Origin of the sequence: Rhodococcus sp. IEGM 1372 (assembly GCF_030056835.1) — a bacterium.
GTDB lineage: Bacteria > Actinomycetota > Actinomycetes > Mycobacteriales > Mycobacteriaceae > Rhodococcoides.
Map to the genome: position 1 here is coordinate 1 of NZ_JASHKS010000066.1, position 11685 is coordinate 11685.

12 protein-coding genes are annotated in these 11685 nt (G+C 66.8%); 7 read left to right on the forward strand and 5 right to left on the reverse strand.

All coding sequences use genetic code 11. The annotated features are described in order from the left end of the window. Positions 1 to 72: 72 nt before the first annotated feature. The 3 genes from QM590_RS25115 to QM590_RS25125 form a co-directional block, all read right to left on the reverse strand. Complete coding sequence (locus QM590_RS25115) at positions 73 to 1470, reverse strand: DUF2252 domain-containing protein (protein WP_068046318.1); 1398 nt, start codon at positions 1468 to 1470, stop codon at positions 73 to 75. Positions 1471 to 1545: 75 nt separating this feature from the next. Further along, entirely contained in the window at positions 1546 to 2610 is a 1065-nt protein-coding gene (locus QM590_RS25120) for an AbrB family transcriptional regulator (RefSeq protein WP_269596804.1), read from the reverse strand. Next, positions 2607 to 3194, reverse strand: coding sequence for a flavin reductase family protein (locus QM590_RS25125; RefSeq protein ID WP_094687941.1), 588 nt, complete (start codon positions 3192 to 3194; stop codon positions 2607 to 2609). Before QM590_RS25125 ends, QM590_RS25120 begins: the two co-directional genes overlap by 4 nt. Before the next feature lie 62 nt (positions 3195 to 3256). Between QM590_RS25125 and menD the strand changes: the two genes are divergently transcribed. Next, a complete protein-coding gene (menD, locus tag QM590_RS25130) occupies positions 3257 to 4867 on the forward strand; it encodes a 2-succinyl-5-enolpyruvyl-6-hydroxy-3-cyclohexene-1-carboxylic-acid synthase (protein WP_269596805.1) in 1611 nt (536 codons plus the stop codon). On the opposite strand, the gene QM590_RS25135 is transcribed toward menD, so the two are convergent. Beyond that, a complete protein-coding gene (locus QM590_RS25135; RefSeq protein ID WP_269596806.1) occupies positions 4864 to 5367 on the reverse strand; it encodes a DUF2505 domain-containing protein in 504 nt (167 codons plus the stop codon). The two genes, menD and QM590_RS25135, sit on opposite strands and share 4 nt — an antisense overlap. A 55-nt stretch (positions 5368 to 5422) precedes the next feature. Here QM590_RS25135 and QM590_RS25140 point away from each other — a divergent pair, with 55 nt between their 5' ends. From QM590_RS25140 to QM590_RS25155, 4 genes are all read left to right on the forward strand, one after another. Then, positions 5423 to 5863 carry a DUF3592 domain-containing protein gene (locus QM590_RS25140; protein WP_068282362.1) on the forward strand — a complete coding sequence of 147 codons (441 nt, stop codon included), beginning with the start codon at positions 5423 to 5425 and terminating at the stop codon, positions 5861 to 5863. Next, positions 5856 to 6281 (forward strand): glutaredoxin domain-containing protein, encoded by a 426-nt coding sequence (locus tag QM590_RS25145; protein WP_269596807.1) that lies wholly within the window; start codon positions 5856 to 5858, stop codon positions 6279 to 6281. The genes QM590_RS25140 and QM590_RS25145 overlap by 8 nt, the downstream gene beginning before the upstream one ends. 63 nt (positions 6282 to 6344) lie before the next feature. Then, on the forward strand, positions 6345 to 7484 hold the full coding sequence (locus QM590_RS25150) for a glycosyltransferase family 4 protein (RefSeq protein WP_269596808.1): 1140 nt from the start codon (positions 6345 to 6347) through the stop codon (positions 7482 to 7484). Between the two features lie 14 nt (positions 7485 to 7498). Continuing rightward, on the forward strand, positions 7499 to 8194 hold the full coding sequence (locus tag QM590_RS25155; protein ID WP_269596809.1) for a demethylmenaquinone methyltransferase: 696 nt from the start codon (positions 7499 to 7501) through the stop codon (positions 8192 to 8194). Between the two features lie 6 nt (positions 8195 to 8200). On the opposite strand, the gene QM590_RS25160 is transcribed toward QM590_RS25155, so the two are convergent. Further along, the gene (locus tag QM590_RS25160; protein ID WP_269596810.1) at positions 8201 to 9448 is read right to left on the reverse strand and encodes a geranylgeranyl reductase family protein; all 1248 of its coding nucleotides are present in this window, start codon (positions 9446 to 9448) and stop codon (positions 8201 to 8203) included. A gap of 188 nt (positions 9449 to 9636) precedes the next feature. On the opposite strand from QM590_RS25160, the gene QM590_RS25165 reads away from it, so the two are divergent. Both QM590_RS25165 and htpX read left to right on the forward strand, forming a co-directional pair. After that, complete coding sequence (locus tag QM590_RS25165; protein ID WP_094641106.1) at positions 9637 to 10656, forward strand: polyprenyl synthetase family protein; 1020 nt, start codon at positions 9637 to 9639, stop codon at positions 10654 to 10656. A gap of 89 nt (positions 10657 to 10745) precedes the next feature. Further along, positions 10746 to 11615, forward strand: coding sequence for a zinc metalloprotease HtpX (htpX, locus tag QM590_RS25170; RefSeq protein ID WP_068046268.1), 870 nt, complete (start codon positions 10746 to 10748; stop codon positions 11613 to 11615). Positions 11616 to 11685: the final 70 nt, after the last annotated feature.

The window sequence follows — 11685 nt, forward strand, 5'->3', positions numbered from 1 at the left end:
CAAACATCCCTAATGATCAGGCCCGTTGCGACCACCGCTCGAATCCGCCCGTAGTCTGCTACGAGTTTCCGTTCACATGCGCGTAGCGCTCAATCGCTCCCAGTCGGCTTCCGTCTGATCCGCGTACAGCTGCGCGAAGCGGCACAGCGCAACCTCGAGAGCATCGGAATCGCCGGTGTAACCCGAGATCATCGACGCGCCACTGGTGCGCGCATGGCCCTTGGCCAGCAGTCGGCCCACCACCCGTGCGTAGTCGACCAGAGCGGGCGCATCGATCGACGACAGGTCGATCGTTCCCTTCATGTTGCGGAACTGCCGCACGTAGTACTGCCGTCCGGCGATGGTCGTCCAGCCCAGCAGCGGATCGCTGACGGTCTGCAGATCCTGCTGATACTCCACGACCCGCTGGCCCTGATGATCGTGCCAGGCCGATTCGCCGTGCACGTACGGCGCGAGCACCGAACGTCTGGCCTGCTTGAGCTGCAGAAACACCACATCGTCCTCGCTGGTGCCCTCGAGCAGAGCCACGTACGCCCGCAGTCCGACGCTGCCGACGCCGACGACGCGGTGCGCCACGTCGATCAACGTGTATCCACCGAGCACTCGACGCCAGTGCGGGGTGAGGGTGAGCAGGTACTCGTCCAATCCGACGGCGAGAAGTTCCTCGTCCCGCGCCGAGATGCGGGTGGTGATCGGCGGCTCCTCTACGATTCTGCGCTTGCCCTCGTGCTTTTCGGTGAAGCGCGGCAGAACGCGGTCACTGGTGCGTCGACGCGCTTTCTTGGTGGCGCGTTTGATCTCCTTGCGCAGCGAACCCTCGGTGGCGTCGCGCTGCAGTTTCTCGGCCGTCAGGCGCTGGAACGATCGCGACATCAGTGGCTCGTCGGCAAGTCTGGCCACCTCGATTCGGTACGCGGACACACAGGCGGTGACGGCGTCGCGGCACTGGTCCTCGGTGCGGCCGTTCTGCCGCCCGGCCACCCAGATGCTCGCGGCGAGGCGTCGTAGATCCCATTCCCAGGCTCCCGGGTGGGCCTCGTCGAAGTCGTTGAGGTCGATGACGAGGTCGCGTTCGGGGGACGCGTAGAAGCCGAAGTTGCCCAGGTGGGCGTCGCCGCTGATGACCGGGTTGATGCCGGTCGACGGCAGCATCGCCACGTCCCGGGCCATGACTATGGCCGTGCCACGCAGAAAGCCGTAGGGGGATTCGACCATCCGCTCGAGGCGCGTCGGGATCAGCCATTCGATGCGTCCCTGGTGGGAGTATTCGATCTGCTTGACCGGGTCGGGTCGATCCGCCGGTGGGGTCCAGTCACCCAGGGAGGCGATCGGTACCTTCTCGCGGAGGCGTCGACCCAGTTCGTAGCGTTCGGCGCGGGGGAGAGGACGGGCGCGCAGCGAGGCGAACGATGCGCTGTCGACATCTACCGAGTCGGTGACGACCGTGTGACCTTTTCCCAAGCCGGACATGTGAGATGACACTAATCCGTCCTCGGCCGTGCCGACGACATCGGCCGATCCAACTCCGAATGGGGTGGCGTCTGTTCACTCGGGCCGCCCTCGCCGATAGTGCTGGACCACCTTCGCTCCCATCGGCACCGCGAACAGCATCATGAACACTCGGATCACCTGGGCGGCCACGACGAACGTCACGTTCGCACCGGTCGATGCCGCGATGGCCAACACTGCGTACACCCCACCCGGGGTGGTGGCGAGGTAGCCCTCGTATCCGCTGGTGCCCGTCGCCGAGGCCAACCACAGCCCCAACATCGCGCACCCGACGGTGACGGCGATGATGAGCAGCAACGCGGACGGCAGCACCCGCGAGATGGATTTCAGGCTCGCGACGGTGAATCGCAGACCGGCTTGCCACCCGATCACGATGTACGCCGCCCACAGCAGCAACGTGGGAACACTGGCGTCGAACGAGAACCCGAGAACGTCGGCGCACGTGGCGACGATCAGCGGGCCCAGCAGCGCCGGAGCGGGAAATCGGAGTGCCAGTGCGAGCAGGACTCCCACCCCGCCGCAGACCAGAACGAAGGCCAGGTCCACGTACAGCGGAGCGCCGGAATCGGCGAGCATCGTCGACTGACCGGGTTGTGCGCGGAACAGCAGTGTCGCCACCAGCGGCAGGGTGGTGGTGACGAGAACGACCCGCAGGTACTGCACCACCGCCACGACGCGTTCGTCGCCGCCGAGTTCCTGGGCAATGGCCACCAGCCCCGACGCGCCGCCCGCGACCAGTGCCAGCGCACCGGTCAGCGAATCGATGTCCTTACGCAGTCCCAGCAGCGCGCCCGCAGCGATGGACAACACGAGCGTTCCGACGCATGCCAGCAGCACCGGCAACCAGGCGTCGCCCAGTGAGCTGAGGGTGTCTCGCTGCACCAGCGTTCCGATCTCGACACCCAGCACCGCCTGAGCCACCATGCCGAGTCGGCGCGGCAGCGGGGCGCGCTCGGTTCCCGTGGTCGGTGCCCAGCCGGCGAGCGCGAAGATCATCGCCACCAGCAGCGCGACGAACAGTGCTGCCGACGGAATCCCCAGAGCATCCGCGCCGACGGTCAGGCCGACCGTGACGAGAATCAGCAGCGACCAGCGAATCAAGAAGGGCGCTCGATCTCACGAACCTCGGGCGGCAACCCCCACTCGGTACGGCCGAGGCGGCTGAGCGGAGCGATGGCGTCGAACTCGGGCAGTCCGTCCTCGGCCAGATATTCGGGACGCACGGACAGGGCGACGACGGTGCCCATGACGACGAAGCAGTTGCCCACCTCGACGACGCGATGCAGTCTCGCCTCGATGGCGATCGGAGCGGCCGCAACGCGCGGTGGTGTGACGACGGTGCTGGGTTCGCTCTCGATCCCGAGCTCCTCGAATTCGCTGACGCCGTGATCGAAGCTCGCCGAGCTGCCGTTGACCTGATCCACCAACGGAGCCGTCGCCAGATTGACGACGAACTCTCCGGTGGCCTCGATGTTGCGCAGACTGTCCTTGCGGCTCACCGAGGTGAACTGCACGACCGGCGGTTCCACCGAGGACACCGTGAAGAAGCTGTACGGCGCGAGGTTCGCCACACCGTCGGCCGAGACGGTGGAGATCCATGCGATCGGCCTGGGGACCACCGACGCGGTCAAGAGCTGGTAGAAGCGGCGGGGGGAGACCTCATCGGGCCGGAAGACTGTACGCACACGTCAATACTGTCAAAGCCCGGTTGCGGCGGCTGACCGACGCATCTGACACTCTGGATTCTGTGAATCCGTCCACCGCACAGGCCACCGCAGTCGTCGACGAACTGGCGCGCAGCGGGATCCGAGACGTCGTGTTGTGCCCCGGCTCGCGGAACGCCCCGCTGGCGTTCGCGTTGCAGGAGGCGGACGTTGCCGGCCGCTTGCGGTTGCACATGCGGATCGACGAGCGAACCGCGGGCTTTCTGGCCATCGGCCTGAGCCTGGGCAGTGGTCAGCCCGTTCCTGTGGTCATGACGTCGGGAACCGCGGTCGCCAATCTGGGGCCTGCGGTTCTCGAAGCGAACTACGCGCGCATCCCGCTGATCGTCATCAGCGCCAACCGCCCGTACGAGATGCTCGGCACCGGCGCGAACCAGACCATCGAGCAGCTCGGTCTGTTCGGATCTCAGGTACGCGCGACGATCAGCCTCGGACTCGCCGAGGAAGGACCCAAGCAGAACAGTCAGTGGCGCAGCGCCGTCTCCCGCGTCATCGCCGCAGCGCGCGGCGCACGCTCCGGCAACGCCGGTCCGGTGCACTTCGACATCCCGCTGCGCGAGCCACTGGTGCCTGCGATCGGCGACCCCGGCGCGCGTCCGGAGGGTCGGCCCGACGGGTTGCCGTGGACCTCGACCACGCAGGCGACATTGGACGTCCCCGTCGAACTGGATCTGACGGTCGACACCGTGGTCGTCTCCGGTCACGGCGGCGCCGTGCGTCCGGAGCTGGCCGGGTTGCCGACCGTCGCCGAGCCGACCGCCCCCCTGCACGGAATCCCGTTGCATCCCTTGGCTCTTGCGCAGTTGAAGCCGCGCCAGGCCGTCATCACCGGGCGGCCGACGCTGCACAGGCAGGTCTCGGCGCTGCTGGCCGATCCGGCCGTGGACGTCATCGCGCTCACCACCGGTCCGCGCTGGCCCGACGTCTCCGGCAACGTGCTGGCCACCGGCACCAGAGCGGTCACCACGGGCGCGCCCGACCCCGCCTGGATCGCCCGCTGCGCCGCGCTCTCCGAGAGAGCCGAACTGGCTGTGCATCAACAACTTCGAGAGCACCCCAAGCCGACGGGACTGCACGTGGCGGACGTGGTCATGTCTGCGCTGCAGCCCGGAGATCAGCTGGTGCTCGGAGCGTCCAACCCCGTGCGCGACGCGGCCCTGGTGGCGACTCCGAACCCGGACGTGAAGGTTCTCTCCAACCGCGGCGTGGCCGGTATCGACGGCACCGTCTCGACGGCCATCGGTGCCGCGATGGCCGGAAAGCGGCGCACCGTGGCACTTCTCGGTGATCTGACATTTCTGCACGACGCAGCGGGCTTGCTGATCGGCACCGGTGAACCGCGTCCCGAAGACCTGACGATCGTCGTCGCCAACGACGACGGCGGCGGCATCTTCGAGCTCCTCGAACAGGGCGATCCTCAGTACGCGGGGGTGTTCGAGAGAGTGTTCGGTACGCCCCACGGCATGGACCTGGGCGCGCTGTGCGGTGCCTACCGCGTGGAGCATCGGCTGGTCGACTTGGCCGATCTGGCAACCGAACTCACCGGACATGCCACGGGAATCAGGGTGCTGGAAGTGACCACGGAGCGATCGGGACTGCGTGATCTACACGCAGCGATTCGGGCGCGTCTCTAGTTCTCCTGCGCTGCAACCCATTCGAGGGTCTGGCCGGTTTCCTGGTCGATCATGTCCTTGATCATCTTGTTGATCAGGTCCTCGATCTTGCCGCCCACGATGGGGATCTTCACGGTCGAGTCACCCTTGACGATCAGTTTCGCGCCGGTGCCGTTGGGGCGCAACGACAGGGTGCCGTTCACTTTCGCGGGCAGACCGGTGGTGCCGCCGGTCAACGTCCCCTCGGCGTGGTCGCCCTCGAGCGGCCCCCAGTGATCGGTGCGCGAGACGATCAGCTTTCCCTTGATCACCTTCGTGACGAAGCCGGGGAGTTCGGACGTGCCGACTTCTTCGGAGATGTCGACGGTCAGGCCACCGTCGTCGTGCTTGGTCAGCTCGTACCCGTCGGTCTTCTTCGCCTTGGCGAAGCGCGCCATCCACTGGTCCTCGCTGGTGAGTGCTGCGTGCACGTCAGCGGGGGGATTGGACGATTCGACGGTGAACTCGAAGCTGCGCGACATGAGTCCAGACGCTACCCGAGCCGAGTCGCGTCGGCTGCGAAGTAACCTGATCGCTGTGACCGATACCGACAGAGGCAGCCGAACGCTGCACAGGGCCCGGCTGGTCGTGCTGGTGGTCGCCGTCGCGATTTCTGTCCTCGCCGTGCTTCTCGTCATCGGGGCCTGGCGCAACGACGTCACCATCGACTCCGACAAGGGCACCGCCACCGCCGAGGTACTGTCCGCGGGCAAGCTGCGCTCGGCCGTCAGCTTCATCACCCCCGACGGCGTGACGCACAACCCCCCTCTCGGCGTGCTGTACCCCACCAATCTCGTCGCGGGCCAGCGCATCGAGGTCGAGTACTACAAGGCCGACCCGGACGTCGAGTTGGTTCGCGTCGCGGGCCGCGACGCCACCGTCGCGATCGTTCCGGCCGGATCCGTCATCGTCGTCACGTGGCTGATCGCCGGTCCGGCGCTGTTCTGGTTACGTCGCAAGGAGGCCGAGAATGCGTAACGCAAAGCATTTCGTCCTCGCTGCCCTCGGTTCGGTCGCCGGGTTCGCGCTGGTGAACTTCGGAAACATTGCGTCCTCGATCGTGGTGATGGTGCTCGCCGTGGTGTTCGTTCTCGTCCTGACGACGCCGGTGCTGTATCCGCGATCTCTGTCCGACGACGCGTCGCGCAATCAGGCAACGGAGAAATCGGTGCCGTTGATCTACTGGCGTCCGGGATGCATCTTCTGCTTGCGGTTGCGGGTGGCGCTGCTGCTGCGCGGAAAGAAAGCCGTGTGGGCGAGCATCCGCCAGGACCCCGCTGCGGCCGCGCGAGTGCGATCGGTGAACGACGGCAACGAGACGGTTCCCACGGTGTTCGCGGGCTCCGAACATCGCACCAACCCGGATTCGTCGTGGGTGCTCGCGCAATTCGTGTGACGTTGGCCCACACGTAACGTTGTCCATACCTGGCCGACGGCGGGGCCGCCCACACTGAGGATCGTGCGAGTAGCCATCGTTGCGGAATCGTTCTTGCCCAACATGAACGGCGTCACCCACTCGGTGATCCGTGTCCTCGAACACCTCGACAAGACGGGGCACGACGCCATCGTCATCGCTCCGGACAATCCATCCGGTCCCAGAGCCGCGACGTGGCACGACAACGTTCCGGTGCACCGGGTGCCGTCCGTCATGGTCCCCAAGGTGAGCTCGCTGCCCGTCGGCGTCCCCGGGCTGGGCATGGTCTCGGCGATGCGCGCCTTCGCCCCCGACGTCGTACATCTGGCGTCACCGTTCCTGCTCGGAGCGGGCGGGCTGGCCGCAGCCAACCGGCTGGACGTCCCCGCGGTCGCTGTTTATCAGACCGACGTCGCCGGTTTCGCCGCCAGCTACGGCCTCGGCCTCACCTCGAAGGCCGCGTGGCGCTGGACCAGGAGACTGCACAGAGGCGCGGCCCGCACTCTGGCCCCGTCCACCTCGGCCGTCGACGCGTTGGAGTTGCACGGCATTCCGCGCGTCCACCGGTGGGCCAGGGGAGTCGACGCCGTTCGCTTCGCACCCTCGGCCGCATCGCAGACGCTCAGAAGTCAGTGGGGAGCAGGCGAGAAGCTGATCGTCGGCTTCGTCGGCAGGCTCGCCCCGGAGAAACACGTCGAGCGGCTCGCCGTACTGGCCGCAGACCCGTCGATCCAGCTGGTGATCGTCGGCGGCGGACCCGACACAGCGGCATTGCAGACCCTGATGCCCGGGGCGATCTTCACCGGCCAACTCGGCGGCGACGAACTCGCTCGGGCGTACGCCAGCTTCGACATCTTCGTCCACCCCGGCGAACACGAAACCTTCTGCCAGGCAGTGCAAGAGGCCCTCGCCAGCGGCGTCCCCGTCATCGGACCCGACGCGGGAGGCCCACGCGATCTGGTCTCGCACTGCCGCAACGGATACCTGCTGCCGGTCGACAAGTTCACCGAACTGCTGCCCAGTGCCGTCGGAGCGCTCGCCGAACCCACCACCCGCGCCCGCTTCGGCGACGCAGCCCGCAAATCGGTACTGCACCGCACCTGGCCTGCCATCTGCGACGAGCTGATCTCGCACTACTACGACGTGCAAGGCATCACAGCGCCGCGGGTGCAGAAGATCGCTTGAGTAGTCTGGACTTCGTGGCCCAGACATCACGCGCAACCCTGGCAAAAGAGCCCCACGAGGTGGCGTCGATGTTCGACGGCGTCGCCCGTCGATACGACATCACCAACACGGTTCTGTCGTTCGGACAGGACCGGAGTTGGCGCAAACTGACTCGGCGCGCCCTCGATCTCAAACCTGGCGAGCGGGTACTCGACCTCGCCGCAGGCACCGGCGTCTCGACCGTCGAACTCGGGCTCAGCGGAGCCTGGTGTGTGGCCACCGATTTCTCCAAGGGCATGCTGCAGGCAGGACTGCAGCGAGGCGTTCCGATGGTCGCAGGCGACGCGATGGCACTGCCCTACGCCGACGCCAGCTTCGATGCCGCCACCATCTCCTTCGGCCTCCGCAACGTCTCCGATTTCGACGCAGGCCTGCGCGAGATCGCCCGCGTCACCAAGCCCGGCGGCAGGCTCGTCGTCTCGGAGTTCTCCACGCCGGTGTTCGGGCCGTTCCGCACGGTGTACATGGAATACCTGATGAAGGCGTTGCCGAAAGTCGCTCGCGCCGTGAGCAGTAACCCCGACGCCTACGTGTATCTGGCCGAGTCCATCCGCGCGTGGCCGACGCAGGAGCAATTGGCGCAGCGCATCGCCGACGCCGGTTGGATCGACGTGCAGTGGCGCAATCTCACCGGTGGAATTGTGGCTCTGCACAAGGCAACTCGACCCTGACGCGATTCACGTAAAGGGCGGCCGGGAATCGATTTTCAGTGATCCGCTTCCCGATGCCCGCCACGTGCGGGCGACGAGATCGCTGTCCGCTTCGGTGATGAGGTTGCCCATGCAGCGGACGGCGACTTTCATCAGTGCCCGCGAGCGCATGCCCACCGGACCCGCTGCGGGCAGGAATCTCGGCACCGTCAACAGTCCGGCGAGGCGTCGAGCGATGGAGAAGGACTGCCCGTAGTGCTCGCGGAGCAGGGTCGGCCAGGCGTCGGTGAGGTCGGGGTGATCGAGCAGGTCGACGACCATGCGACCGCCTTCGAGTCCGTAGTCGATGCCCTCGCCGTTGAGTGGGTTCACGCAGGCTGCGGCGTCGCCGATGATGGCCCAGTTGGTGCCTGCGATTCCCGAGACCGCGCCGCCCATCGGCAGCAGCGCCGACGCCACCGAGCGCAACTCCCCGCCGAGGTCCCATTCGCCGCGGCGCTGGTGGGTGTAGAGGTCGAGCAGTGGCCGCAGCGCTCCGGGTGCCGGCCTCTTGGCGGTGGCCAAGGTGCCGACGCCGATGTTGATGGTTCCGTCGCCCAGCGGGAAGACCCAGCCGTAGCCGGGCTGCAGTGTGCCTGCGGCGTCACGTAATTCGAGGTGCGAGCTGATCCACTCGTCGTTGCTACGGCCCGAGTCGATGTACGCGCGAGCGGCGACGCCGAATGCGGTGTCGCGATGCCATTGCCGCCCGAGTTGCTTGCCCAGGCTCGAGCGGACACCGTCGGCGACGATCAGTGTGCGGCAGGAGATCTCGTGTGCTCCGGTGGCGGTCTGGAGGGTTACCGAGCGGACCGAATTGCCGTCTCGGGTGACGGCGACAGCCTTCGCGCCCTCGGCCATCACGGCCCCGGATTCGACTGCGGCGACGCGAATCCTGTCGTCCAATTCGGTTCGGGGAACGGCACTTCCGACGGTGGGAAGGGACTTGCTCGGCCATTCGAGTTCCAGTTCCTGCCCGAACCCGCTCAGTCGCAGTCCTCGGTTGCGCGCTTTGCCGCGCACCCACTCGCCCAGACCCAGCTGATCGAGCTCGGCGACGGCACGTGGCGTCAACCCGTCGCCGCACGTCTTGTCGCGGGGGAACACTGCCGCGTCGGCCAGGACGACGTCGTGGCCGGATCGTGCGGCCCATGCCGCAGCGGACGATCCTGCGGGGCCCGCGCCCACGACCAGAAGGTCGGTCGCGGTGGGTGGGGCGGGGTGGGAAGAGGTCACGTGTTCCAGTATCCCGATTTCGACGAACGGGTGCGCCGAGGGTCTCCGGTCGACGCCGTGTGAAGCGTCACCTGTGGTCGGTGACACCGTCCCACCGGTGTGCACGCTAGGTTCACTACGGTAGAAGGCGAGCAGTGGCGCTTCGCCGCTGCCGCCGGCATGTCGACGACAGGACAGGGACCAACATCGTGAGTACAGACGACGCTGCCGTAGCAACGGTCGTTGCCGGAGTCGACCTGGGTGACCCGGAGCTCGCGCGAACCGTCGCCGACGGCCTCGCACGCGTCGAAGAACTGATGATCAGCGAGCTCTCCGACGGTGAGGAGTTCCTCACCGAGGCCGCTCTGCACCTGGCCAAGGCCGGCGGAAAGCGCTTCCGACCCCTGTTCACCGTGCTGACCGGTCAGCTGGGACCGTCGCCGACCGATCCGGCGATCGTCACCGCGGCCACGGTCGTCGAGCTGGTTCATCTGGCGACGCTCTATCACGACGACGTCATGGACGAGGCGTCGATGCGTCGAGGTGCCGAGAGCGCGAACTCACGCTGGGGCAACAGTGTGGCGATACTCGCAGGCGACTACTTGTTCGCGCATGCGTCTCGTCTGGTGTCCACCCTCGGACCCGACGCCGTCCGCATCATCGCCGAGACCTTCGCAGAACTCGTCACCGGTCAGATGCGCGAGACCATCGGGGCCAAGAGCACCGACGATCCCGTCGCGCACTACCTGAAGGTCGTGTGGGAGAAGACCGGATCGCTCATCGCCTCGTGCGGACGCTTCGGCGGAACGTTCAGTGGCGGCGACGCCGAACATGTGGGACGCCTCGAGCGCCTCGGTGACGCCGTCGGTACCGCCTTCCAGATCTCCGACGACATCATCGACATCTCCTCGGCAACCGAGCAGTCCGGAAAGACTCCCGGCACCGACCTGCGGGAGGGCGTACACACTCTGCCGGTGCTCTTCGCGCTGCGCGAGGAAGGTGCCGACGGCGATCGGCTGCGCGAGATCCTCGCCGGTCCGGTCACCGAAGACGCGCTGGTCACCGAGGCTCTGGAGCTGCTGCAGCGCTCACCCGGCATGGTCTCGGCAAAGAAGACACTCGGTGAATATGCCGCGCGGGCACACGCAGAACTCGCCCTGTTGCCGCAGGGTCCGGCCAACGATGCCCTCGGCCGCCTGGTGAACTACACCGTCGAGCGCGTCGGGTAGTCGGCTCGGACTTCGGGCCGGGAACTGCCGGTCCAGGTGTTTTCGTTGAATCGGGTAGGAAGACCCGGTACGAGGAGGCATCTTCAGTCATGAACGGTTACGCGAACGGTGCGAAGACTTTCGGCCTGTTGGTCGGGATGTCGGCGCTCATCGTGTTCATCGGTTCGCTGTTCGGTAACGCGACCATTCTCATCGGCTCCATCGTGTTGGCAGTCGGCGTCAACGGCTACGCGTACTTCAACAGCGCGAAGATGGCCCTGCGGTCGATGCATGCGGTCCCGGTGACCGAGCTCGAGCAGCCGGCGATGTATCGCATCGTGCGCGAGTTGGCGACGGCCGCTCATCAGCCGATGCCTGCGCTGTACGTCAGTCCCACCAACAACCCCAACGCGTTCGCCACCGGCCGCAACCCCCGCAACGCTGCGGTGTGCTGCACCGAGGGCATTCTGCGGATCCTGGACGAGCGGGAACTGCGCGCGGTGCTCGGGCACGAGCTCTCGCACGTCTACAACCGCGACATCCTGATCTCGTCGGTGGCCGGTGCGATGGCGTCGGTCATCTCGGGTCTGGCGAACCTGGCCTTCTTCGCCAACATTTTCGGCGGACGCGGCAACGGGGGCCCGAACCCGCTCGCGTTGCTGCTGGTGTCGATGCTGGGGCCCGTTGCGGCCAGCCTGGTTCGCCTCGCGGTCTCTCGCTCGCGTGAGTACCAGGCCGACCAGTCCGGGGCCGAGCTGACCGGTGACCCGTTGGCGCTGGCGTCGGCACTCCGCAAGCTCGAGCAGGGAGTGCAGCTGGCACCGCTGCCGCCCGAGCCGCGGTTGGCGGCGGAGTCGCATCTGATGATCGCGAATCCGTTCCGCATGGGCGACAAGGCCGGGCAGTTGTTCGCCACCCATCCGCCGATGGCCGACCGCATCGAGCGACTCGAGCGGATGGCCGGCCACCGGCCGTATTGAGCGGCTGCGCCGCATGTGAGCAGAAACTCGTGACGGGTTCACGTGGTCGTCGCAACGAGCAGTCGTTTGT